Consider the following 25504-nt stretch of genomic DNA (forward strand, 5'->3'; position numbering starts at 1 on the left):
TGTCTGGGGTTCTGGGCTGGCAATGTTTCAGACTGCCTCGAACCAGCTGTCGTCAGTAAGCATCCGGTCAGCACCGTCTGGAGTTCTCACGAGGAATGACGAGAATAAATGTCCACTTATTGAATAGATGGACACTTAATCTTGAACGAGATCTCCCCTACCGCTGAACCGGCTCCCTCCCGTCGCACACGATACTCGTTGGAGTTCAAGCAGCGTCTTGTCCTGGCGAGCTTTGCTCCAGGGGCTTCGATTGCTCGACTCGCTCGCGAACATGGACTCAACGCCAATCAGCTATTTAATTGGCGCTATCAATATCGCAAGGGACAGCTCGGGCCAGTCAGTCCGTCTCCACGCCTGTTGCCGGTCGATATCATCGATGCCACGGCGGCACCCGCTTCGACCTCACCAACAGCTCAGACCGCTAGCCGCCTGGAGCTGACCCTGGCCAAAGGCCGTCTCAGCATACACGGATGCCCCGATCCGGAGACGCTGCGCCTAGTGTTGCAGGTACTGACCGCATGATCGGCTTGCCGGCCGGAACCAGGGTCTGGCTTGCGGCCGGAGTCACCGACATGCGCCGTGGCTTTGACGGCCTGGCGGCCATCGTCCAGAGCACACTCGAACTGGATCCGTTCTCCGGTCATGTGTTCGTCTTTCGTGGCCGACGCGGCGACCGCATCAAAGTGTTGTGGTGGAGCGGCGATGGCCTGTGCCTGCTAGCGAAGCGCTTGGAACAGGGCCGCTTCGTCTGGCCCAGTGCCGACAGCGGCAGCGTGTCGCTGACCACCGCCCAGCTGTCGATGCTGCTGGAAGGCATCGACTGGCGCCGTCCCCAGCGCACCTGGACCCCCACCAGCGTTTGAGTTTCATCCCCCTATGTTCCCCCTCGGTCAGCCTGCGTACAATGACAGCATGCTGACCGCTACCTCTCTCCCCAACGATATCGACGCCCTCAAGGCGTTGGTGTGGTCCATGACGGAGACGGTTCAGAAACTGGAAGCCACGGTGGCCAGCTGCACCCACGAGATCGAACGCCTCAAGCTGTTGATCGCCACGCTGCAGCGTATGCTGTTTGGTCGCCACTCCGAGAAGCTCGGGCGTCAGATCGAGCAACTGCAGTTAGAGTTGGAGGAACTGCAAACGGCCGAAGCGGAGCAAGCCCCCGTTGCGCCCTCCGGTACCGAAGCACCGGCACGCCGACATCCGGTTCGCCGGCCGTTGCCGGATCATCTGCCACGCGACACCCAGACCCATCAACCGGCCGAGCCGGCCTGCCCGGACTGCGGTGGGGTCTGGCGCCAGCTGGGCGAAGACGTATCGGAAGTACTGGAGTATGTCCCGGCCCGCTTCCGCGTCATCCGCCATGTGCGCCCGAAATACACCTGTTCCTGCTGTGACCGCATGGTACAAGCCCCGGCGCCGAGCCGCCCGCTGGCGCGCAGCTTTGCCGGCCCGGGTCTGCTGGCGCATGTGCTGGTTGCGAAGTTCTGCGACCACCTTCCGCTGTATCGGCAGAGCCAGATCTACGCCCGGGAAGGGGTGGAACTGGACGATAGCACGCTGGCCGATTGGGTCGGGGGAAGCAGCCGGCTGTTGCGCCCCCTGGTCGACGCGCTGCGTCAGCATGTGCTGAGTGCCGATAAACTGCATGCCGACGACACCCCGGTCCCGGTGCTGGCGCCCGGTAAAGGCCACACCAAGAGCGGCCGGTTGTGGACCTATGTCCGCGATGATCGCCCTGCCGCGGATGAGACGCCCCCCGCGGTCTGGTTCAGTTACTCGCCGGATCGCAAAGGCGAGCACCCGCAGACGCATCTGAAAGACTTCACCGGCATCTTGCAGGCCGACGGCTACGCCGGCTTTGGTCAGCTGTACGAAACCGGCCGGATTCGGGAGGCCGCGTGCTGGGCGCATGTCCGGGGCAAATTCTATGATTTGCACGTTGCCCGCCCTTCGGTCGTGACGCAAACGGCCTTGGAACAGATCGCCGCGCTGTATGCGATCGAAGCGGCCATCCGAGGTAGCCCGCCGGCAGAACGGCGGGCAGTCCGCCAGGCTCGCAGCCGCCCCCGGCTGCTGGAATTCCATCGCTGGCTAAACGATCAGTTGGGCAAGCTCTCCCGCAAATCAGAGACGACGGCGGCGATCCAGTACGCGCTGAATCGGTGGGAAGCGTTGGTACGGTACACGGAAGATGGGCGGATCGAGATCGACAACAATGCTGCCGAGCGCGCCTTGCGTGGAGTGGCCTTGGGCCGGAAGAACTTCCTGTTTCTGGGCTCGGATGCCGGAGGAGAACGTGCCGCCGCGATCTACAGCCTGATTGGCAGTGCCAAGCTGAACGGTCTCGACCCAGAGGCGTATCTACGCCATGTACTGGGTGTCATTGCCGATTACCCAGTGAACCAGGTAGCCGATCTGTTGCCCTGGAACCTCAAGCTGGACGCCCCTGCTAGCTAGCCATTGCCTTCGCGGTAAATCCTCTCCCAACACAGTTCATCTAGCCCGGAAAGACGGTGCTGACCGGGCCGTTACTTACCCAGTGCATTGGCAGCCAGATTGCTCATGACATTGCTCAGCAGCGTACTGCCATTGCCTGCGCTGATGCCAATGCTGGTGGCGCTGGCATCGGTGCGCTGGTGGTTGTCCAGGTCCTGGTAGCTGAGGCTGCCGGTGGTCAGCGTGTTGTGTTCAGCGCTGGCCTGGCTGGTGATGGCCGCGCCGGTGAGGCTGGTATTGCCGGCGACATTGAGATTGAAGCCGCCGCTGCCGGCGGCAATGCCGCTTTGGCCTGTGGCGCTCTGGTAGTCGTGGTTGATGTCCTGTGCCGCCAGGTTGGCGCTGCCGCTGACGAACTGGCCGTAGCAGATGGGTGGCACGCAGACGCTGATGTCGAAGCCGCTGGAGGACTGATGGCTTTCGTACTGGCTTTGGTCTTGCAGGGTGGTGATGGCCAGTTTGCCGCCGACGTCGGCATTGACTGTTTTGCCGGCCAGCTGTGCGCCAAACAGGGTAGTGTCATTGCCGCTGTGCAGGTTCAGCTGATTGCTGGCGGTGACCAGCGTGTTGTCGTAGGTGGTTTCACTACCATTGGCCACGCCCTGGCTTTGGCCGACGCCCAGCTGGAAGCTAATACCGTTTTGCTGGCCGAAACCGACGGTGGCCCCCACGCTGGCATTACTGGATTCGTTCTTGTTGTGAACTTCGGCGGTGTTGGTGGCTGCTTGCAGCAGGATGTCCTTGCTGGCGGACAGGTTGATGTCGGTGGCTTGCAGCTTGGCCCCGGTAGCGCTGAGGTTACCATCGCTGGCGGTGATGTTGAGGGTGTCGGCCTGGACGATGGTGCCGCGCTGGGTGGTGGTGCTACTGCTGCTGTCCTGGCTGCTGCTGTTGCTACCGACCGTGGTACTGACACCGAAAGCCGATGCATTGCCACGACTGGCATTGTTAGCGCTGTCTTTGATATTGGCGGCGGCTTGATCTTGCAGTGCTTTGGCAGCACCACCATTCATCAGCTTGTAAGCATCGTAGCCCGCCTTGAGGGCTAGTGCGCCTTGCAGACGGTCGTTGGAGGTATTGCGCGCGGCCTGGGCAGCGTCGTAAACACTGGTGATGACGCTACCTACAGTGCCAGACAACTGGCTGCCGATGGTGAAGCTCTTGGTTTCCTGATGGTATTGGTTGTTGTCCTGGTTGGTGATGGCATCCAGAGTGACGGCATTGCCTTGCAGGGTGGCGGTTTGCTTGGCTTGCAGGTTGGCTCCCTGGCTGAGCAGATTGCCTTGGCCAGTGCCGGTGTATTGGTTGTCAGCGCCAGCCAGCACGGTGAGGTTGCCGCTGTTGGCGCTGAGCAGGCTGGTGCTTTGGGTGGTGCTGGGCTGGGTGCCGTTTTCTTTGCTGGAGGTGGTACCAAACATGGTTTGGCGTGGGGCCGCACCGGGAACCAGTCCCACAGACCAGCTGCTGGCGCTGGCCTGGTGGGTAGTTTCCAGGGTATTGGTGGCGGCCAGGATGTTGACGTTGCGGCCTGCCTGCACTTGCAGGTTCTGGTCGGCAAGGACGGTGGCGGCTTGCAGGGTGGCATCGTGCCCGGCACTGAGTTGAACGTTCTGGCCGCTCAGGGTGCTGCCGGTTTGTTGGGTGGCGGTAAAGTTACCCAGATCTTGCCCGCGGTTGCCACCATATTGCAGCCCGCTTAGCAAGCTGAAACTGAAGCCGCGGCTGTTTTCCTGGTGGGCTGCACTGCGGGTTTCGCGCGTGGTTTGCGTGGTGAGGTTGAGGTCGCGCTGGGCACTGGCGGTGAGGCCTTGCTCGGCTTGCAGATTACTGGCAGACAGGTTCAGATCGCGCCCGGCCTGGATGTTGATTTGCTGGGCAGCCAGTTCGCTGGGGTTAAGGGTGGTGCGTGCCACGCTGCTTTGGTCTGCACGCTGACTGCTGCGGAACAGCTTGCTGTCGCTGCTGCTGGATTGTTGCTGATAGCGGTCGGTGTTCTGGCCGGCTTCCATGTTGATGTCACGCCCGGCTATCAAGTTGGCCTGCCCTTGCGCGGACGTCAACAGGCTGCCTTGTAGATTGAGATCCTGTCCGGCTTGCAGTGTCAAACCATTGCCCGCATTGATTTGGCTGCCCTTGGCCCAGCTTTGTGCGCCCTGGTAGCTGTCGTCGCTGCTGCTACGACTGAGCCATCCTTTCTTGCTGCTGTGGCTTTGCCATTCCAGTTGCTGGGTTTGCTGGCCGCTGGCGAGGGTGAGGTCTTGTCCGGCTTGCAGCTGGACCTGGCCTTGGGCGCTGTCGAGGGTGGCGGCAGTGGCGGCAAGGTTGCGCCCGGCCTGCAGGGTGAGGTCGCCCTGGGTGGATAGGCGGCTGCCGGTTTGGTCGGTACTGGCCTGGGCGGACCAGTTGTTGGCATTCCAGGTGATGCGACGTTGCTGGGTGGTGTCGGTGGTGCCGAGTGTGAGGTCTTGTCCGGCGGACAGCACGGTGCTGCCGCTGGATTGGTTGCTCAACTGGCTGCCGCTGAGGTCGAGGTTGCGGCCTGCGGCCAGCAACATGGGGCCTGTGCCCTGCCCCAGGTACAGCCCGGCCATGCGGTCGAGTGCGGTTTGTTGCAGGGTGTTGCCACCGCTGCCGTGTTGTTGGCTATAGGTGGTGCTGGCGCTGGTGAGGTCGCGCCCGGCACTCAGGCTGAGGCTGTGGTCGGCCTGGATGCGTCCGCCCTGGTTGTTGAGGTCGGTGTTGGCGTGGATGGCGAGATCGCCGCCTTGCAGACGTCCGGCCAAATTGTTGATGGTGTCGGCGTTGATGCTGAGCAGTTGTCGCCCGGCCATGCTGCCCTGGTTGGTAAGGTCGCCCTTCAGTTGCAGTTGCAGCCGGTCTGCCGCCAGGATGGCACCGCTGGGGGCCAGGTCGCTTTGCTGCAGTTTGACGTATACCTGTGGCACCAGCACTTGCTGGCTGCGGCCATCCGGCAGGGTGACGGTTTGACTGACCAGCCAGACGATGTCGCTGGTGAGCTGGGCCATTTGCGCGGCAGTGAGTGCCACGCCGGGCACCAGCTGGTGGCTGGCGGCAAAGGTTTTACCGTTGTCCATCAGCGCACGGAACTGGGCCTGACCGTCGCTATAGCCTGCCAGCAGGCTTTGGCCGGTGAGGCGGCTGACTTGCTGGTTGATGAGTTGTTGTTCGACGTAACCATCACCCAGGCGTTTGAGGGCGGTATTGGGGTCGGGCGACAGCCCGGCCAGCAGGTAATCACTGCCCAGCCAGGCCTGGCGATTGGTTAGCGCGGGGTCGGTTTCCAGCAATGGTGCCGGTCCGTCGGGCAGCAGGCGGTACAGGCTGCTGCGGGGCAACTGGATGGTGGGCGGCTGGGTCAGCACGCTGCCGGGGATGCCATTGCTGCCGGGTTCCAGCTGTACCGTGCCATTGCTGGTTTGGCTGAGCCGGGCAACTTCGCTGCCGGGAACGGGCGGTGCAATCGGGCTGGGGCCTGGGCGGCCCTGATCCAGATTGGCGACGGTGTCGGCGTTGATGATCAGGCTGGTCTTGCCCTGGATGCTGGCATCGACGCTGCCTATGGTTTCGCGGATATCGGGCTGGGGGTTGGCGAAGCTGCCGCCTGCATAAGTGTGGCTGGTGACATCAAAATGATGATTGCGATATAGCGTGGCAGCGGTATTGATGATCTGGCTAGCTGTCCCACCGTCTATTTGCAGTTGGTCTGCGGCACTGATCTGGCCGTACTGATTGTCCAGTAGCTGGCCCGGCTGCAACAGCATATTGCCGCCAGCGCGGATGGTGGGGGCTGCACCTGCGTCGACTGTTAGCACGTCGTCCAGCGCGGTGTGGTGGGCGGTGCGGTAGCGTTCATTACCTGACTCTGAAGCCGGGTGCTGGCTGCGATTGATGATGGTGTGAACAGGGTCGGTCAATTGATACGGGGTGATCAGCAGTACGCAATTACTGCTGCAACTGCCATATTGCGCGTCATAACGGACGGCGTCGGTCTGGTAAGAGAAGTAAGGCGCACCACCGGTGCCACCCGGCCCGTGCAGCAGCAGGAAGGGGTCGAGCCCGTCCGGGCTTTGGTCCGGGTTGACCATGCTGTCCTGACGCAGTGTGTAGTAGATGGTTTGGGTTTGCGGCTGGTCGATATTGATGCGCCAGCGCTCGCCGGTCATGCCCCAGCCACGACCATTGGCAAAGAAGAAGGTACTGGTTTGCGGGCCGAGTTTGACCACGGCGCGGCCCAGTACCTTGCCATCCGGGGTGATGATCTGCTCGTTGCTGATGATGTCGGCCGGGTCAACAAAATAAATCTGCGAGGCACGGTAATTGGCGGAGTTACGCAGGTCGCCGCCATTTCCACCATTCCTTTGCCAGGAGGCAAGGTTCATGGTGACGGTTTCGTCAATGCTGCTTTGCTGGCTCATGCCCACCCGCAGCCGCTGGTTGCGTACGGTGTCGGCGCTGATCTGCATATTGCCACCAGCCTCGATGCTGGCCGACTGGTTGTCCACCAGGCTGGCCGGGCGATTGATCTGGCCGCTATCGTCAAAGCCGCCGCCTATCACCATGTCGCCCAGGCTGATGAGCTGGGCGTTTTCGCCATTAAGCAGTTGATCGGTCGCGATGCCCAGTTGTTGCCGGGCGGCAATCACCGGTGCTTGCCCTGCCAGTGGGGTGTTGTCCAGCTGCGGTGCGGCCAGTAACAGCCGGTCGGCATAAATACGCCCGCTGCCGCGATTGCTGATGGCTTGTCCGGCGAGAAGGCTGGCATCCCCGGCGTCTATCAGGCCCTGATTGTCCAGGCTGGTGGTGGCTTGCAGGTTCAGCGTGCTGGCGGTGATGTCGGCCTGGCTGGCATTGCTGATGCTGTCTGCCTGTATGCTGGCGCTGCCTCCGGCGCGCAGGCTGGACTGGTTATCCAGCTTGCCCGTCGTGCTGAGTACAAGGTTTCTGCCCGCCTGGATAGCGGCCTGTACGGTAAGGTCTTGCCGGGTGTTGAGGGTGAGGTCTTGCCCGGCAACAAACTGGCCGGTGCTGCCCAGCTGCCTGGCCTGGACGGCCAGATTGCGACTGGCCGTGGTCAGCCCGCCCTGCTGTTGCAGGGTGTCCGCTTGCACTGCGGCATCACCCAGGCTGTGTAATTCCCCCTGGTTGTGCAGGGATTGCGCGGCAACAAGCGACAGGCTGGTTTTGGCGGCAATCAGCCCGGCCTGGTTGTCCAGCGCATCGCCCTGCAGGGTGACGGTATCACCCATGATCAGGCCGGCCTGATTGCGCAGGGTGCTGCTGTTGATGTCCAGTGTGGACGCCTGAATGCGCCCGTCTCGCAGGTTGAACAAGTCGCCGGTTTTCAAGGCCAGCCTGCCGCCGGAGAGTACGCCCAGCGTATCGCCACTGTCGGCATTCCACAGGGTTTGTCCACCCGTATCCAGTTGCAGGCTTTGGCTGGCGGCCAGCAGGCCGCCACGGTTGTCCACCGTACCGCTGCTGGCGCTGATGTCGCGGGCAAAGATGCCGCCCTGGCGGTTGTCGATGTCGCCGCCATTGAACAACAGCCCGGCGGCTTCCAGCCAGCCAGCGCGGTTGTCCAGTTGCCCGGTCATCAGGCTGAGTCCGCCCGCGGCGGCAAGCTTGCCCTGCTGGTTATTCAGAGTGGGGGTGCGCAGGGTGATGTCCTGCCTGGCCACCAGGGTGCCGCCCTGATTGTGGATGGCTCCGGTGTCGATATGCGCCTGGTCGACATACAGCCGGCCTTGCCGGTTATCCAGCATGGGTCCGAACAGTTGCAGTGTGCGCAGCTGCATGCTGCCGTGATTCTGCAAGCCTTGTTGCAGGCTCAGGTCGATGCCGCCATTGGCCAGCAGGCTGCCGCTGTTATCCAGCAGGCCTGCCACGCGGATGGTGCCGTCGGCTAGCACCTCGGCAGGGGTGGGCTGGCTGTAAACCGGGGCATCCCCGCCCGGTGCGTTCGTGCTGCCTGTGGCTGGCGGCGTGGCCGCGCCGTCATCCGGTGTGGATGGTAGCTCAGGCGCAGTGCTGGCTTTGGGCGGCAGGCCTACCGCCCCGCTGCTGTGCAAGGCATTGGCCTGCAACAGCAAGCCCTGCTGGCCGGTCTGGCTGAGTTGGCCCGCGTTGTCCAGGCTGTCTGCATCTATCTGCACGCGCTGGCCGCTGATGCTGCCGCTGCTGTTGTTACGGATGTCGCTGGTATTCAGCACCAGTTCGCGCCCGGCATTGATCAGCCCGCTGTTGCTGAGTGGCCCGTTGGCAATGTGCAGGTTGCGGCTGGCCGACAAGGTGCCGTCATTATCCAGCCCCTGGCTTTGCACATGCAGGCTGCCACCCTGCTGTGCCAGCATGCGGCCGGTGTTGATCAGGCGGCCATCCGCTTGCAGCTGCAAATCGCCCTGACTTGCCACCAACTCACCGGCATTGCGTGCGCCCAGGCCGTGTTCGGTAGCCAGCAGGGTGATTTTGCCGGCGTACATACCACCGATTGCCGCCACGTCCAGGCTGTAGGCCGGGGCAGCACCGTCAGCCCCCGCAACCGGGGTGGTGGTGGTGATAAGTTTGCCCGTGGCATCCAGCTGGTTCTGCCCGGTGCTCAGTTGCAGTTGCTGCGCCCACAGCCCGGCATTCAGTTGTACCGCTCGGGCCAGGATGGTGGTGTAGTCGCTGCCGCTATCGTTCAGCCCTGCGCCGTTAATCTGCAATATGCCGTTGCCTGTCTGGAAACCTTGCACTACCCCGCCAGCAAGCTGCGGCGTGGCAGCGGCAAAGGTGCTGCGGTTGGCATTGAGCACAGTGACGCCATCTATGCGCAGGCCGGAGGGATTGGCGATGATCAGGTCTGCCCGTGCACCGGCTATTTCCATGGTGCCGCTCAGGCGTGACGTGTTGGCGCTGTTGACCTGGTTGACAATGACTCTGGCACTGCCACCGGCCAGCCATGGGTTGCCTGCCACCCAGCCGGCGCTTTGGGTCTGGCTGGCGCTGCGGCCGTTATTGAAGATGGTGACCGGTGTGGTGGTGTCGAACTGGCGATACTGGTTCATCGACACCCCACCGGCGGTCGGGGTCTGGATATTGATTTGTACCGCACCGCTGGCGGTATTGAGAATGGTGGGGCGTTGCCCGGCAGGTGCGGCAGGGTCGGCCAGAATCTGCGCCAGTGCAGCACCGGGCAGGCTGAGCAACAACAAGGCCAGTGCGAGCGGTCGCCATGCCCAGCAACATGGCCATGCCTGCCCCGCTCCCGGACGGGTACTGGCTGAGCGCTGGTAGCTGCCGGTCAGCTCGGCGACAGGCATCAACAGATTGCGCAAGGTGTTAAAAACCAGACGATAACATTGTCGATTCATGGGCCAGTCTCCGGTGGCAAGGCGCAGCGTCAAAAACGGTAGGCAACGGAGAAGCCCCCGGTGCTGCCGGGGGTGCGAAAATGGGTGGGGTAGTGCATGGGCTTGCTGATGAACACTTCGTAGTCGAAGCCAAGCAAGTGGCCACGGCTGCCAAGGGCAATGCCGCTCAGCCGACGACCCGGCAGCAAGGCCGCCGATTGGCCACCGACTTCGCCATGGTCGTAAGCCAGATAGATTTCACGTCCTTTGAATTGCCAGCCCAGCTCATTGCGTACCAGCCAGCCGCGATCGGCACTGAGCTGGTTGTCGCCGTTGAAGCCGCGCACGGTGCTGCGGCTGCCGATAGAAAAGCGGTCCAGCGGAATCAATGGAGTCTGGTTGTATTGGCCGCGCCAGGCCGAGCTGAACTGCAAGGCCTGGCCCAGGGCGCGAAACGGCAATACCAGCTGTGCCTCTGCCTGCCATAGCTGCAAGCGGGAACTGCCCTCGTTGAAGGCCTCCTCCGGCGCGCGCTGCGCGCGACGGGCACCGGTAGCACGCAGGTAATTCAGGCTGGCGCTGAATGCGCCCTCACCCAGGCGGGTTTCGTGAGTTACGCCCAGCTCCCAGCCCGCCATGCGACGACGCTGCACGTCGATTTCGGCATCGTTGATGAAGCTGCTGGTTTTGCGTTGCCACAACTGCAGGTTCACGCCGGTTTTGCTGTCGGCATCACGCAGCAGCAGGCGCGACAGCTTGAGCGAGGCGTTCTCGCTTTTACCGTGATACAGATAGCTTTCATAAGCACCAGCCACCGACTGGCGATAACGGCCATCATTCAGTGTCAGACCGAGCAGCCAATACCCCAGCGGCAGGTTGTAGCTGACGGTGTTGTTTTCAGAGCCCCTCTCGCCATCCTGACCACCACCCAGCGCCTGGCTGCGCGACAGGCTGAGCATGTCATTGAGCGTCAGCAGATGGTCCACCGCCAGCGTGGCACTCCCTTGCAGCACCCCGGTGGCCTTGCTGCCGCCATCATCCAGCTGCAATGACAAGCGGTATGGCCTGTGTTGCCGCCATTGCACCAGCACGTCGCTGCTGTTGGGCGGTGCATCGGCGGCGCTGGCCGGGGCAATTTGGAAGTCTGCCTGCACCGAAGGCAGGCGTTGCAGGTTTTCCAGCCCTTGTTCGATGTCACGCAGATTGAGTACCTCACCCGGCCCGGTTGGCAGGGCATTTAGCGTACGCATTGCAGTGCTGTTGTCGGCAGCAGGTTTGATCTGGTGAATAAAACCGGGCAGCAAGGTGAACACCAGCTGTCCGGTGCTCAGGTTTTGCGGGCTGACCAGCACGCGGGAAGTGACAAAACCTTGTGCCAGCAGCGCGTTTTGCATGCGCCGTTGCAATTGGCTGACGCCCTGGCTGCCAAGGCAGCGGCCAATGGCGCTGTCCGGCTGGGCGGCAGCATGCAATAGCCACTGAAAGCGTGCGGATAACTCGCCTTGCAGCAACAACTTCCGTATCGGGAAACATGGCTGTTCTGCGGGTGGCAAGGGCGTGACCGCAGGCAGGCTGTTGTCTGCAGCGGCAGCAAGTCCGGTAACCGGCGAAGGCACTTGCGCGCAGGAATATACCGGCCACAAACCGGCAAGCAATGGCAGTACACCTGCCAGGCTAAGCGGTACAAACCGGAAATTGGGAATCAAATGGCAGCCAAACAGCGGCAATCGGGACATTGTCATGGTTTGCCGATTGTCCAAATGCCATGCTGCTTGGCCTATCAGCGCATTCCCAAATGGCCAGCATACTTTTCGGCACCTGCCGGTAATACTGGCTGGTTTTGGCCTGACCGGTTCAGCACACGCCGACGGTCTGTCCGCGGCAGGGCAAGAAATACACAGCCCTCACTGACTGAGCACCCCGCTGACACGTGCTCAGCAAATAGCGTGATTGCCGATTTCAAACAGTTGTTTTACATTAGCCAGTCGCCTGAAATAGGGCGTAAAAACCAAAACAATACTTACAAATCAAGACGCAACGAGGGAGACTCACCACATGACTGCCAAGTCCGTTACCGACTGGTTCATACCGGAAACCATCCGCCAATCCCCCGCCCAGGCCATTGGCGCACGCACGACGGTGGGCGTCGGCCTGCTGGCCGGTTGCATTGCCCCGCTGTTTTCCATCGAGTATTTCATGCTGAATCACCCGGCCATGGGCACCGGCATTGCACTGGGCGGGCTGGGTTTGTTGCTGGCGCCACTCTTGCTGAAACTCACCGGCGCACTGCGCTTTTGTGCCGAGCTGATTACCAGCTGTATGTTCGTGATGGTGTGCTGGATGGTGTATGTCAACGGCGGCATCATGTCCACCAGCGTGGTGTGGTTTGCTTCCATTCCGTTTACCGCCATTTTCGTGTCCACCCGCCGCTCCGGCATGGTGTGGATGGTGCTGACCATTCTGGCTATCGGTCTGTTCTTTTTGCTGTCGTCCGACCCCGGTGCGCTACCGCCGGTGCCGATCGACCATGCCGAAATTCCCAAACTGCAAGCCAAGTCGCTGATCGGCCTCACCATCGTGGTGTTGTCACTGGCCATGGCCTTTGACAAGGCCAAGGTAAAAAGCCTGGAGAAGCTGGAACAGGCACGCGCCGAGTCCGAGCAGGCCAGCCGCGCCATGCGCGAGATGATGGAACAGGTGGCGCGCTCCATTCGCGCTGCCTCCAGCGCCAGCCGCGACATTGCCGACAGCACCGGGCTGATGGCACAAACCATGGCCGAGCAGCGCAGCCGTGCGGAAGACATGATGGTGGTGGCACAGCAGATGGCGGTCGTCACCAGCCAGAACGCTGCCCAGTCCGACAGCGCCACCCGGCTGGCGCAAACCGCAGGCCAGGCGGCCAGCAGCGGCGGCCAGGTGATGGACCAGGCGGTATTGCAGCTGGGCCGCGCCGGGGAAGTCATCTCCCATGCCGCCAGCAAGCTGGAAGACCTGGGCCAGCGCAGTACCGAGGTCAACGGCATCGTGCAGTTGATTCGTGACATTGCCGACCAGACCAACCTGCTGGCGCTCAATGCCGCCATCGAAGCTGCCCGCGCGGGTGAAATGGGGCGCGGCTTTGCCGTGGTGGCAGACGAGGTGCGCAAGCTGGCCGAGCGCACGCAGAACGCCACGCTGGATATCGAAACCAAGATCAAGCTGATTGTGGATGGCACCAATCAGGCCATCATCGCCATGCGTGACGGTAACAGCCAGATGCAGGCCGGGCGCAGCAATGCGCAGGAGGCGCAGCAGAATCTGCAAGGCATCATTCAGGAAACCCGCCAGCTGGCCAGCCTGCTGGAGGAAGTATCCCGGGCGGAAAGCAGCCAGAACCAGGGCTTTGCCCAGTTTGCCGGTGACATTACCGCGGTGGGCGAATCCACTCGCTCGCTGTCCACCGAAACCCGCTCCATTGCCGATGCCATCAAGCGGCTGGACCAGTTGCTGGATGATCTGGGTCGCAGCTCGCAGGCCCAGCACGCCGGCTAGTCGCCACAAGGCCTCATCATGCCTAGACCGCCAACTGGCGGTCTTTTGCATTTTGTCCCCCTCCCCCCTCTGCTATACTGCCCGGCTTGTGTAAACCAGTGCTCTTTGCCCGATGACCACCCCAGCCCAGCAACTGTCCCAACTGAAATCCCGCCTTGCCCATTGCCTGCTGCGCGACCGCCACGGCCTGCGACGCAAGCTGAATGATGTGGCTGAACGGTTGAAAAAAAACCAGCCGGCCGACAAGCTGCTGGATGATGTCCGTGCCCAGCTGGAACGCTCCACTGCCCGCGCCGATGCCCGCCGTCAGCACATGCCGCGCCCGCAGTTTGACCCTGCCCTGCCGGTCAACCAGAAGCTGGACGACATCAAGGCCGCCATTGCCGGACATCAGGTGGTGATCATCTGCGGCGAAACCGGCTCGGGCAAAACCACGCAGATTCCCAAAATCTGCCTGGAGCTGGGCCGTGGCGTGTACGGGCTGATCGGCCACACCCAGCCGCGCCGTCTGGCCGCACGCTCGGTGGCCACCCGCATTGCGCAGGAGCTGGGCTCGCAACTGGGCGAGCATGTCGGTTTCAAGGTGCGCTTTACCGACAAGCTGTCGGAGAAATCCGTCATCAAGCTGATGACCGACGGCATCATGCTGGCGGAAACCCAGACCGACCGCTATCTGGAAGTCTACGACACCATCATCATCGACGAGGCGCACGAACGCAGCCTCAACATCGACTTTTTGCTGGGTTTTCTCAAGCAGCTGCTGCCGCGCCGCCCGGACCTGAAAATCATCATCACCTCGGCCACCATCGACGCCGACCGTTTTGCCCGCCATTTTGATGGCGCACCGGTGATTGAAGTCTCCGGCCGCACCTTCCCGGTGGAAGTGCGTTATCGCCCGCTCAAGCAGCGCGACGAAGACGAGCGCGAGATGGAAATGGAAGACGCCATTGTCGACGCCGCTGACGAGCTGTCGCGCCAGGGTGCTGGCGACATGTTGGTGTTTTTGCCCGGTGAGCGCGAAATCCGCGAAACGGCGGAAAAACTGCGCAAGTCCGGCATTCGCGGTTATGAAATCCTGCCCTTGTTCGCCCGCCTGTCCAACGAAGACCAACAGAAGATCTTCAAGCCATCCGGCGGACGGCGTATCGTGCTGGCCACCAATGTGGCGGAAACCTCGCTTACCGTGCCGGGCATCAAGTATGTGATCGATACCGGCCTTGCGCGCATCAACCGCTACAGCCCGCGCGCCAAAGTGGAACAGCTGCAGGTGGAGAAGATTTCCCAGGCCGCCGCGCGCCAGCGGGCAGGCCGGTGTGGCCGGGTGGAAGCCGGTATCTGCGTGCGCCTGTACAGCGAAGAGGACTTCAACGCTCGTCCGGCGTTTACCGACCCGGAAATCGTCCGCTCCAACCTGGCGGCGGTGATTCTGCGCATGGCCGCGCTGCACCTGGGCCGGGTGGATGCCTTCCCCTTTCTGGAAGCCCCCAGCAGCCGCCTGATTGCCGACGGCTACCAGGTGCTGACCGAGCTGGGCGCGGTAACCGACAGCAACGAACTGACCCCGATCGGCAAGGAGCTGGCGCGCATTCCGGTGGACCCGAAAGTGGGCCGCCTGCTGCTGGCGGGCCGCGACTTCGGCTGCATGCGCGAGGTGCTGATCATCGCTTCGGCACTATCCATCCAGGACCCGCGCGAGCGCCCTTTCGAAGCCCGCGAAGCCGCCGAGCGTGCCCAGGCCCGCTTCAATGACGAAAAGTCCGACTTCCTGTCCTATCTGCATCTGTGGGACTTCTTCAGCGAAGCCATCAAGCACAAGAAGTCCAACCGCCTGCTGGTGAACACCTGCCACGAGCACTTCCTGTCCTATCTGCGCCTGCGCGAATGGCGCGAGCTGCACAGCCAGCTGGCGGAGATTGCCAGCGAACTGGGCCTGATCAAGCGCGAAGCAGCCCATGCCGATGCCGAGCAGCCCGATGCCCAGATGTCGCAGAAAAAGCGCCAGCAACTGGACGCCGTGGCCTATGAAAACCTGCACAAGGCGCTGCTGACCGGCCTGGTGGGCAATATCGGCATGAAGAATCTGGAAGGCGACGACTACCAGGGCGCTCGCGGCGTCAGCTTCCATGTTTTCCCCGGTTCCGGCCTGAAAAAGAGCAAGCCCAAGTGGCTGGTGGCGGCAGAGCTGGTGGAAACCACCCGCCTGTACGCCCGTTGCGTGGCCAAGATCGAACCGGAATGGGTGGAAAAACTGGCTCCCCATCTGGTGAAGTACCACTACTTTGAACCGCACTGGGAAAAAAGCCGCGGCGAAGTAGTGGCCAGCGAACGCGTCACCCTGTACGGCCTGACGCTGATTCCGCGCCGGGCGGTAAGCTATGGCCGTATTGCGCCGGAAGAAGCCCGCGAGCTGTTCATCCGCGGTGCGCTGGTGAATATGGATTACGTCAGCAATGCGCCTTTCTTCCAGCGCAACCAGCAGTTGATCCGCGAAGTGGAGCAACTGGAACACAAGGCGCGTCGTCAGGACGTGCTGGTAGATGAAGAAGCGCTGTATGCCTTCTATCACGAACGCATTCCGGCCACGGTAGTGGATGCCGCCAGCTTTGAAGCCTGGCGCAAGGAAGCGGAAAAAACCGAACCCAAGCTGCTGCACCTGACCCGCGATGAGCTGATGCGCCACGCCGCCCAGCATGTGACGGAAAACCAGTTCCCGGAATGGCTGGAACTGGAAGACGGCAAGCTGCGGCTGAAATACCGCTTTGAACCCAAGCACCCGCTGGATGGCGTCACCATGGATGTGCCGCTGGCCATTCTCAACCGCCTGCAACCCGCCCCGTTTGAATGGCTGGTGCCGGGCATGATCCGCGACAAGCTGCAACAGCTGCTCAAGGGCCTGCCCAAGCAGGTGCGACGCTGTTGTGTGCCAGTGCCGGACTTTGTCACCCGCTTCCTCAGCAGCAATCCGGACCAGCAGCTGCCGATTGCGCCGCAACTGGCGCGCTTCATCCTGCGCGAAACCGGTGGCGTCAAGGTCGATATCGACGAATTCAACAAGCAGGAGTTGCCGGAACACTTGCTGTTCAACTTCCGCATCATCGACGACGGCAAGCAGGAAATCGGCCTGGGCCGCGACCTGCTGGCCCTGCAAAAACAGTTTGGCCAGGCCGCCCAGCTGACCTTCCGCGACAGCAGTGCCGATTTTGAGCGGGATGATGTCAGCAGCTGGGACTTTGGCGATCTGCCGGAAAGCATCCAGTTTGCCCGTGGCCGCCAGCAGCTTACCGGCTATCCGGCACTGACGCTGGAACAGGACAAGGTGGCCATCCGCCTGTTCGATACCCAGCCCGAAGCCGAACGCCACCACCGCGCCGGGGTGATCCGCCTGTTGCAACTGCAATTGAAGGAGCAGATGAAGCAACTGGGCAAGGGCCTGTCCGGCATGACCCAGATTGGCCTGAACCTGCGCAATGTGGCCAATGCGGATGTACTGCTGGCCGATGCCATTGCCTGCATCTGCGACCGTGCCTTTATTGGCGAAGACGCGCTGCCGCGCAGCGAAAAAGCCTTCAACGAGCAGAAAACCCGTGCCCGTACCCGACTGCCGGCGGTGATTCAGGCAGTCACGCAGTATTTGAGCCAGATCGGCAGCGAATACATGGTGCTGTATACCAAAATGCAGAAACACCGCCTGGGCAATGAGCTACAACAGCAATTGAGCCGTCTGGTTTACCCCGGTTTCCTGCAGGCCACGCCATGGGCACAACTGCCGCACCTCACCCGCTACATGCGCGCCATGAGCCTGCGCATGGACAAGCAGCCGGCCAACCCGCAGCGCGACGGCCAAAGGGCGGCAGAAATCCGCGAGCTGTGGAACAAGTGGGAAGCCCGGTTGGCAGATGAGCGCGAGCGCGGCGAACCATCCGCCGCCTTGCTGGATTTCCGCTGGCAGCTGGAGGAACTGCGCGTCAGCCTGTTTGCCCAGGAGTTGAAAACGCCTTATCCGGTTTCGGTGAAGCGCTTGCAAAAGGCATGGCAGGATTTACCCAAACAATGATGATTATCAACATTTTCACCCGATATGCATGGGTGGAAATGTTGGTATATCTATATAATTTGGCCATTCAACGCTAACGGTGTGCCATGCCAGATCGCTCCTTGTCTGACAAACTGAAGTCCAGCGCGATTTCCATCGGCAAGGAATTGCCGATGGATGTCTATGCCAAAAACGGCATTCTGCTGCTCAAGCGCGGGCATTATGTGCTGACGCCGGACATGAAGCACCGGCTGATCAAGCTGGGCTTTGCCGAACACGCCGAAGAACCCAAGCCGGCAGACAAGACCGACGCAGAAGGCTACAAGAACCAGCTGCTGTTCGAGGAAGTTGCCTTCCTGCAGCAACGCGTACGCAGCATGTTGCAACATGCGCTGGGCCGTCCCGGACTGGAAGGACGGGTGCGCAGCATCGCCCAGGCGGTGATGACACTGTGCGAACGGCATCCGGACGGGCTGATTGCCGCCATGCTGTTACTGCCCTTCCAGGATTATGCGGCGGCCCACTCGCTGCATACCACCGCGCTGCTGGCACTGATTACCCGGCAGATGAAACTGCCGGCCGATCATCGGGAAATCCTGCTGTGCGCAGCACTCACCATGAATATTGCCCAGGTGGAGCTGCAAAACGAACTGTTCCGCCACCAGGGCGCACTGGCAGCAGAACAGCATGCCGCCATTCACGAGCACCCCTTGCTCAGCTCGGCTATCCTGCGTGAGGCCGGCATCGAGAACGATTTATGGCATGCACTCATCCAGACCCACCACGAAAACTGGCATGGCAAGGGCTACCCCTTCGGGCTGGATCGCAAGCAAATCCTGCCGCCAGCCCATTTGCTGCACCTGGCCGACATCACCTGCGCCAAGCTGGCGCCGCGCAGCTACCGGCCGCCACAGCTACCGGCCACCGCGCTGGGGCAGCTGTTCCAGCGCAAGGATGTGGACTTTGACGCCGCCTTTACCACCATGCTGATCCGCGAGCTGGGCATTTATCCGCCCGGCAGCTTTGTCCGACTGGCCAACGACGAAATCGGCGTGGTGCTGGCGCGTCGGCAGAAGCCCAGCGAGCCGCAAGTGGCCGCGCTGCGCAAGGCCGATGGCCCGGCCTATGCCGAGGTATTGCTGCGCGAAACCAGCCACGCAGCCTACAAGATCATCTCGCCTTGCCCGGCGCATATGTCGGGTGTGCGCATTTCCTTTCTGGCCGGGCTGTGGAAATACTGAAACCCCTTTACCGACAAGGAAAAGGGGCAAGGTAAAAACCATGCAAGGGCAGGCGCATCGGCCTATAATCGCAGCTGGCCTTAAGTTCAGTTGCCACTTGCCAACCCAGCCGACGACACGCTCAGCATGAACACCCGTTTCAAGATCCAATTACAGGACAAGGTAGCGCCCGACCAGATTCACATGGGCAAGGAACTACCACTGGATGTCTATGCCAAGAACGGCCTGCTGCTGCTGCGCAAGGGGCATTTTGTACTGAGCGACCGCCAGCGCGAAAAGCTGCTGGAAATGGGCTATTCGGTGGACGGCAACCGTCTGGATGCCATCAACCTGCCGGAACAGCCGGACACCATGATGGTGCGCGAAAGCGTGCTGCATGAAATGGCCTTCCTGCAACAGCGTACCCGTACCCTGCTGAGCTATGCCATGCAGCTGGAGGACTTCCCGCGCAAGGTATCGCTGGTGGTGCGCGACATCGTGCGGCTGACCGAGCAACACCCGGACGGCGTGATTGCCAGCCTGCTGCTGGTGCCATTTAATGAATACGGCCCGGCGCATGCCTTGCACACCACCGCCTTGCTGGCCTTGCTCAGCCGCCGCATTCCGGATTTGTCCGCTGAGCAGCGCACCTCCATGCTGTCTGCCGCGCTCACCATGAACATGTCCATCTGCGAGCTGCAAAACGCGCTTTACCATCAACAGGAAGCGCTCAGCCCGCAGCAAGAGGACGACATCGCCAGCCACCCCTTGATGAGTTCCGCCATCCTGCGTGAAGCCGGGGTGAGCGATGAGCTATGGCACTGGCTGGTACAGACCCACCATGAATCCTGGCTGGGCAATGGCTACCCCTACGGGCTGGGGCGTGGCGAGATCGAATCGCTGGCACACATGCTGCACATGGCCGACATCACCTGCGCCAAGCTCACCCCGCGCAGCTACCGTGCCGGCATGGTGCCCGCTGCCGCCCTGGGGCATATCTTCCAGCGCAAGGACCACGAATTCGACCCGGCCTACACCACCCTGCTGATCAAGGAACTGGGCATCTACCCGCCCGGCAGCTTTGTCAAACTGGCCAATGATGAAATCGGTGTGGTGCTGGCGCGCCGTGAAAAAGCCAGCGAACCGCAGGTGGCTGCCATTCGCCGCAGTGACGGCCCGGCATATATCGACGCCCTGATCCGCGACACCAGCCAACCGGCACACAAGGTGGTGGCACCCTGCCCGGCCACGCTGGCAGGCGTGCGGCCTTCTCATCTGGCACGGTTGTGGCGTACCCAGCCCAACTGAACTTTCAGCTGCAAAATCAAAAAAGCCGGCATTTGCCGGCTTCTTGCTTGAATCAACGCGCTTAACTGGCCTCACCCACAGCCGGCCCCTGCAACACGTTTTGCGGAATGGCCAGCGCCTTCACCTCTGCCTGACGCGCAGCAAAGGCCGGACTGAGAATTGCCTGCTGCCAGCCGGTAATGTCTCCGGTCCCGGCCATGCGCTGCAAACGCTCGGCCAGACGCGGCTGGGCTGGCGGCTGCAGCCCGGCCAGCACTTCATCGGCACGTTCCGGCTGATTGCACACCAGCACCATATCGCAGCCTGCCGCCAGTGCAGCTTCGGCACGCTCGACAAAGCTGCCTGCGCCGGCGGCACCTTCCATACCCAGGTCGTCAGAGAAAATGACACCATCAAAAGCCAGCTTGCCGCGCAGGATGTCTTGCAGCCATACCGGCGAGAAGCCCGCCGGGCGGCTGTCCACTGCCGGGTACACCACATGTGCCGGCATCACCGACCCCATGCCAGCTTCTGCCAGGCGGGCAAACGGAATCAAGTCGTCTGCTTCCAGCTCGGCCAGCGTGCGGTCGTCCTGCGGCATCACGAAATGGCTGTCGCCAGCAACAAAACCATGACCAGGGAAGTGCTTTCCGCACGTGGACATACCACCTTGCCGCAGGCCACGCTGCAAGGCCAGCGCCAGTTCGCTGACAATGTGCGGGTCGCGATGGAAAGCCCGGTTGCCGATAACGGCACAGCGGCCCCAGTCCAGATCCAGCACCGGGGTGAAGGACAGGTCGATGCCGCAGGCACGCAACTCAGCCGCCAGCACCACGCCGACATTCTCGGCAGCGGCACGGGCGGCAGCTTCGTCCTGCTGCCACAGCTCGCCCAGCACATTCATGGGCGGCAGACGGGTGAAGCCATCGAGAAAACGCTGTACGCGGCCACCTTCGTGGTCCACAGCAATCAGCAGCTCCGGTGTTCGCAGTGCGCGGATTTCCGCCGTCAGCGCCTTGAGCTGGTCGATGTTCTGGAAATTGCGGCGGAACAGGATGACGCCACCCACCAGCGGGTGGGACAAGCGGGCTTTTTCCTGCTCGGTCAGGCTAAAGCCGTGTACATCCACCATGACCGGTCCACGCGGCAGATTCGCTACTTGCATGGCTGATTCTCCAAGACTGTGCGAAGGCACGCCTCCGCGATTCAATTGATGATGGCACCGGGCCGGGCCCGGCGGCGCTAGGCTTGCTCCAGCACGACGAAAGCCAGCGCGTGTTCCCGCTCGTCGGTAATGGAAACATGGCTGCGCACAATGCCGCGCTGGCTGAGAAAAGCCTGCAAGCCAGCAGAAAAGACCAGTTGCGGCTTGCCCAGTTCGTCATGGCTGACCGCAATGGCAGTCAACAGCACCGGGTCCACCACACCGGTGCCAACCGCCTTTGACAGCGCTTCTTTCACGGCAAAACGCTTGGCCAGAAAGCGCGCCTGGTCGCGGGACTGCAGAAAATCCGCCATTTCGGCCTCGGCCAGAATACGACGGCCGGCCTTGTCACCCCAGCGCTGCAGCAGACCCTGCATGCGGGCAATTTCCACCATGTCCGTGCCAATGCCGTAGATCATGCGGGCTCCTTGCACCGTTCAAATCTGACTCTCAACACCCATAACATCAGGCAAGGCAGCCAGACATACAGCAACTCGGTATAGACCACGCGCCAGCCCTTGGCAGTCAGCCACAGGCGGGGCGAGATGGGAGCACCTTCAATCGGCCGCCACGGCAGCAGATAGCGCTGCATGTCGAACGCCATGAACAAGGCCGGGCCATGTGTGGCATCGGTCAGCATATCCAGTCCGGCATGACTGGCGATGACGGCAAACAGCAGCAAGCAGGCCGAGTGCAAGGACCAACCCAGACGCTGCCACACACCGCGACTGCAAGCAGCCAGCAACAACGCTGCCAGCAGGGCCAGCAGCAAGGAATGCGACACACCGCGATGCCCCCAGGGGCTGGCATAAGGAATGCCAAGCTTGAAGGTGACCACGTCCAGGTCCGGCAGCATGGCCGCCGCAGCGCACAGTAGCAATACCTTCAGACCATCGGTGCGTGAGGCTGCCGCAGAGCCAGCACCCGCCAGACGCGATAGCGTGGCCCCGGCTAGCCCGTGGCTGATGATGGTGGGCATGCGGCTCAGCCCTGACGGGCTTCCTGCATCAGGGCTTTCATGTCGCGCACGGCGCGATCCAGGCCGACGAAAACCGCCTGACCGATGATGGCATGGCCGATGTTCAGCTCGGTGATTTGCGGGATGGCGGCAATCGGCTTGACGTTGTGATAATTCAGTCCATGACCGGCATTCACCACCATGCCCAGCTCGGCGGCAAAGGCGGCCGCACCGCGGATGCGTGCCAGTTCCGCTTCGCGTTCAGCGGCATGTACGGCGTCGGCGTAGGCACCGGTGTGCAGCTCGATCACGCGGGCGCCGGCTTCGAAAGCCTTGCTGATCTGCGCGCGATCCGGGTCGATGAAGATGGACACCCGGATACCGGCCTGTTGCAGGGTTTCGGTGTAATGACAGACATCTGCATAGTGGCCTAGTACGTCCAGACCGCCTTCGGTGGTGACTTCTTCACGCTTTTCCGGCACCAGACATACGTCTTCCGGTGCCACGTCCAGCGCATTGGCCAGCATTTCCGGTGTCATCGCCATTTCCAGGTTCATGCGGGTCTTGATGACCTGACGCATGGCCACCACGTCGGCATCCTGGATGTGACGGCGGTCTTCGCGCAGATGCAGGGTAATCAGGTCGGCACCGGCAGTTTCCGCCACCAGCGCCGCTTCGATCGGGCTGGGGTAGCGGGTACCGCGCGCCTGGCGCAGGGTGGCAACGTGGTCGATATTCACACCAAGCAAAATCATGTTCAGCTCCTGTTGGCAGGCCTCAGTCGGCAATGGCGTTGACGGCCTGCAAGAGTTCACGCGAGGCAAATGGCTCCTCGCCCAGCAAATCGGTCAATAGCAGCCGCAGCAGGCTGCGCGCTGCACGGCGGGTGCTGATGGCAGTGTAGTTGTCTGCCTCGATGGCCAGCAGTTCACTGCCTGGCAGGCGGAGAAAGGGCCCTGTCGGGTCGAATCCGGCATCGCGCTCGGGCAAGGCACCACCACGGCACAGGTAGAGGGCTGCCGCGTCGATGGCAGCGCCGTGCTGGTCGCAGGCGAAGCTGCCAGCATAGCCCAGCGCCTGCAATAGCCGCAATTCGTAACGTCGCAAGGTGGCGGACAGGGAGTCGGCCAGCGCCAGCGCCCTGACCGCCTGGTCGTAGACGGCGAAGGCGCGCGGCTCGGCATCGTCACGGGCGGTGAGCTTGAGCATCAGCTCGTTCAGGTAAAAGCCGCAGATCAGGCGCATGCCGGCCAGTTGTGGTACCCCGCCATTCCATTCAGCCGTGTGCAGAGTACGTACCTCGCCCTTGCCGAACCAGGACAGGGTAAGTGGCTGAAACGGTAGCAGGACGCCGCGCACATCGGCACGTGGCCGGCGTGCGCCGCGCGCAACCATGGTGAAGCGGCCATGCTGCGGCGTCAGCACTTCCACCAGCAGGCTGGTTTCCCGGTAGGGTTGTGCATGCAGCAAATACGCGGCCTGACGGTCCACCCTGCCTTGCTGGCTCATTTCTTCATTCCGGAACCAACATCCGCAGGCGGGCTGATGCGGTCGATCTGCAGGGCAAATTGCAGCGCGTCTTCCCGGCTTCCAACACGGGACAGCAACTGCTCGGCATGCATGCGCCAGGCGGCGATGGCATCCACATTGTCCCAATAGCAACGGGTGAAGGCCCTGCCGCTGTCATCCTGTACGGAGTCAGCACCCAGATAGCCCGCTTGCAGGCTGGCAAGGCGCAACATGCGTCCGGTCAGGTCCGCCGGGCTGGCGGGTGCAGAAAAAATCACCGCCCAACAGGGCGGCTGTGAAGAAGCGTGCAACATCAGTTCAAGCCGAATTCCCGCAGGAAGCGTACATCATCGGCCCAGCCGGACTTCACCTTCACCCACACTTGCAGGAATACCTTGCCGTCAAACAGCTTTTCCATGTCGAGACGGGCCTCGGTGGAAATCTTCTTCAGCTTCTCGCCGCCCTTGCCAATCACGATGGGCTTCTGGTTTTCCTTGTCCACCAGAACCGCAATGTGGATGCGGCGCAGCGCACCGTCCATCTCGAACATTTCCACTTCCACGTTCATTTCGTAAGGCAGTTCTTCGCCCAGATAGCGGAACAGCTTTTCGCGCACGATTTCGGCCGACAGGAAACGCTCGCTCTTGTCGGTCACCATGTCGTCCGGATACAGCGGCATGGATTCCGGCAGATGCGGACGCACCTTGTCCAAGAGTTCGCTCAGGCGCTGGCCGTGCTTGGCGCTGACCACTTCGCAATCGGTAAAGGGGAATTCCGCACGCACGCCGTCGATGAATTCCTGCAGCAACAGCTTGTCCTTGACCTTGTCCAGCTTGTTGATCACCAGGATTACCGGCGTGTGCTTTGGCAGCAGTGCCATCACTTCGCGGTCGGCCGCGCTGATGCGCATGGCTTCCAGGATGAACAGCACACAGTCCACGCTACCCAGCGAATCCTTCACGCTCTTGTTGAGCGTTTCGTTGAGCGCGCCCTTGTGGAAGGTCTGAAAACCCGGCGTATCAACAAAAATGAACTGGGCATTGTCTTCGGTATGAATGCCATTGACCCGGTGACGCGTGGTTTGCGCCTTTTTCGAGGTGATGCTGACTTTCTGGCCGATGAGGTGATTCATCAGCGTGGACTTGCCCACATTCGGGCGGCCCACGATGGCTACAAAGCCACAGTGATATGCGTGTTCTGTCATGCGTGTTTCTTGCCTGTGGCCAGTTTTTGTTCAAGGAGCAGCAAGGCGGCTTCCGCTGCCTGCTGTTCTGCGGCGCGGCGGCTGCCGCCTTCGCCCTGCGATTCGATCATCAGTTCGCCCAGATCGCACAGCACCTTGAACCATTGTTCGTGGGCTTCGCCGGTCTGGCCAAGAATGCGGTATTTGGGCAAGGGCCATTTGCGCGCCTGCAAGGCTTCCTGCAGGCGGGTCTTGGCGTCCTTGGCATGCTTGGTGGGGTCGATGGCGGCCACGCGGCTGCCATACAGCCGACGTACCACCTGTTCGGCATGCTGGAAGTCGGCATCAAAGCTGACCGCCGCAAACGTGGCCTCCAGCGCATCCGCCAGTATGGACGGACGGTTGAAGCCGCCGCTTTTGAGTTCGCCTTCGCCCAGATACAGGTAGTCACCCAGCTTCAGTTCGTGGGCGATTTCCGCCAGCGTGTTCTGGTTGACCAGATTGGCCCGCAGTCGCGACAGTTCGCCCTCGCTGAGGCGGGGGAACTGGTCGAACAACATGCGCGCCACGGTGTAATTGAGAATGCTGTCGCCAATGAACTCGAAACGCTCATTGTTGGACGCGGCAAAGCTGCGGTGCGTCAGCGCCTGACGCAGCAGATCGGGCTTCTGGAATGAATAATCCAGCGCCTCGGACAGGCGCCGGAATCGGGTATCAACATGGTTCAC

At 61.8% G+C, this 25504-nt stretch carries 17 protein-coding genes; 7 read left to right on the plus strand and 10 right to left on the minus strand.

All coding sequences use genetic code 11. The annotated features are described in order from the left end of the window. Positions 1-141: 141 nt before the first annotated feature. Genes tnpA through tnpC form a run of 3 tightly spaced genes read left to right on the plus strand, consistent with a single transcriptional unit; the run spans position 142 to position 2460 of the window. Positions 142-522, plus strand: a complete 381-nt coding sequence (tnpA, locus tag ACE3SE_RS12765; protein ID WP_374555768.1) for an IS66-like element accessory protein TnpA — start codon at positions 142-144, stop codon at positions 520-522. After that, complete coding sequence (gene tnpB, locus ACE3SE_RS12770) at positions 519-863, plus strand: IS66 family insertion sequence element accessory protein TnpB (RefSeq protein ID WP_374555770.1); 345 nt, start codon at positions 519-521, stop codon at positions 861-863. The genes tnpA and tnpB overlap by 4 nt, the downstream gene beginning before the upstream one ends. A 49-nt stretch (positions 864-912) precedes the next feature. Continuing rightward, the gene (gene tnpC / locus ACE3SE_RS12775) at positions 913-2460 is read left to right on the plus strand and encodes an IS66 family transposase (RefSeq protein ID WP_374555772.1); all 1548 of its coding nucleotides are present in this window, start codon (positions 913-915) and stop codon (positions 2458-2460) included. A 71-nt stretch (positions 2461-2531) separates the two neighbouring features. Here tnpC and ACE3SE_RS12780 read toward each other — a convergent pair whose 3' ends face one another. Together ACE3SE_RS12780 and ACE3SE_RS12785 are read right to left on the minus strand one after the other, a co-directional pair. Then, the gene (locus ACE3SE_RS12780; RefSeq protein WP_374555774.1) at positions 2532-9872 is read right to left on the minus strand and encodes a hemagglutinin repeat-containing protein; all 7341 of its coding nucleotides are present in this window, start codon (positions 9870-9872) and stop codon (positions 2532-2534) included. Positions 9873-9901: 29 nt separating this feature from the next. Further along, the gene (locus ACE3SE_RS12785; protein ID WP_374555776.1) at positions 9902-11593 is read right to left on the minus strand and encodes a ShlB/FhaC/HecB family hemolysin secretion/activation protein; all 1692 of its coding nucleotides are present in this window, start codon (positions 11591-11593) and stop codon (positions 9902-9904) included. 313 nt (positions 11594-11906) lie between these two features. Here ACE3SE_RS12785 and ACE3SE_RS12790 point away from each other — a divergent pair, with 313 nt between their 5' ends. The 4 genes from ACE3SE_RS12790 to ACE3SE_RS12805 all read left to right on the plus strand — a co-directional run bounded on the left by ACE3SE_RS12790 (position 11907) and on the right by ACE3SE_RS12805 (position 19943). Next, the gene (locus tag ACE3SE_RS12790; RefSeq protein ID WP_374555778.1) at positions 11907-13382 is read left to right on the plus strand and encodes a methyl-accepting chemotaxis protein; all 1476 of its coding nucleotides are present in this window, start codon (positions 11907-11909) and stop codon (positions 13380-13382) included. 112 nt (positions 13383-13494) lie between these two features. Further along, positions 13495-17436 (plus strand): ATP-dependent RNA helicase HrpA, encoded by a 3942-nt coding sequence (hrpA, locus tag ACE3SE_RS12795; protein ID WP_374555780.1) that lies wholly within the window; start codon positions 13495-13497, stop codon positions 17434-17436. Between the two features lie 86 nt (positions 17437-17522). Beyond that, positions 17523-18656: an HD-GYP domain-containing protein gene (locus ACE3SE_RS12800; protein WP_131359591.1), complete on the plus strand. Its 1134-nt coding sequence runs from the start codon at positions 17523-17525 to the stop codon at positions 18654-18656. Between the two features lie 126 nt (positions 18657-18782). Then, positions 18783-19943, plus strand: a complete 1161-nt coding sequence (locus ACE3SE_RS12805; protein WP_374555782.1) for an HD-GYP domain-containing protein — start codon at positions 18783-18785, stop codon at positions 19941-19943. A 61-nt stretch (positions 19944-20004) separates the two neighbouring features. Here ACE3SE_RS12805 and nagZ read toward each other — a convergent pair whose 3' ends face one another. The 8 genes from nagZ to rnc all read right to left on the minus strand — a co-directional run bounded on the left by nagZ (position 20005) and on the right by rnc (position 25504). Next, positions 20005-21087 (minus strand): beta-N-acetylhexosaminidase, encoded by a 1083-nt coding sequence (gene nagZ, locus ACE3SE_RS12810; protein ID WP_131359589.1) that lies wholly within the window; start codon positions 21085-21087, stop codon positions 20005-20007. 77 nt (positions 21088-21164) lie between these two features. Beyond that, positions 21165-21545 carry a holo-ACP synthase gene (gene acpS / locus ACE3SE_RS12815; protein WP_045847959.1) on the minus strand — a complete coding sequence of 127 codons (381 nt, stop codon included), beginning with the start codon at positions 21543-21545 and terminating at the stop codon, positions 21165-21167. Continuing rightward, positions 21542-22105, minus strand: a complete 564-nt coding sequence (locus ACE3SE_RS12820; RefSeq protein WP_374555785.1) for a metal-dependent hydrolase — start codon at positions 22103-22105, stop codon at positions 21542-21544. The genes acpS and ACE3SE_RS12820 overlap by 4 nt, the downstream gene beginning before the upstream one ends. Positions 22106-22110: 5 nt before the next feature. Next, positions 22111-22839, minus strand: a complete 729-nt coding sequence (pdxJ, locus tag ACE3SE_RS12825; RefSeq protein ID WP_374555787.1) for a pyridoxine 5'-phosphate synthase — start codon at positions 22837-22839, stop codon at positions 22111-22113. A 22-nt stretch (positions 22840-22861) separates the two neighbouring features. Beyond that, positions 22862-23593, minus strand: a complete 732-nt coding sequence (gene recO / locus ACE3SE_RS12830) for a DNA repair protein RecO (protein WP_045847956.1) — start codon at positions 23591-23593, stop codon at positions 22862-22864. Next, on the minus strand, positions 23590-23907 hold the full coding sequence (locus ACE3SE_RS12835) for a hypothetical protein (protein WP_045847955.1): 318 nt from the start codon (positions 23905-23907) through the stop codon (positions 23590-23592). Before ACE3SE_RS12835 ends, recO begins: the two co-directional genes overlap by 4 nt. Further along, positions 23907-24797 (minus strand): GTPase Era, encoded by an 891-nt coding sequence (gene era / locus ACE3SE_RS12840; protein WP_045847954.1) that lies wholly within the window; start codon positions 24795-24797, stop codon positions 23907-23909. The genes ACE3SE_RS12835 and era overlap by 1 nt, the downstream gene beginning before the upstream one ends. Next, positions 24794-25504, minus strand: a complete 711-nt coding sequence (gene rnc, locus ACE3SE_RS12845) for a ribonuclease III (protein WP_045847953.1) — start codon at positions 25502-25504, stop codon at positions 24794-24796. The genes era and rnc overlap by 4 nt, the downstream gene beginning before the upstream one ends.

The sequence above is a fragment of the Aquitalea pelogenes genome (assembly GCF_041914625.1).
Taxonomy (GTDB): domain Bacteria; phylum Pseudomonadota; class Gammaproteobacteria; order Burkholderiales; family Chromobacteriaceae; genus Aquitalea; species Aquitalea pelogenes.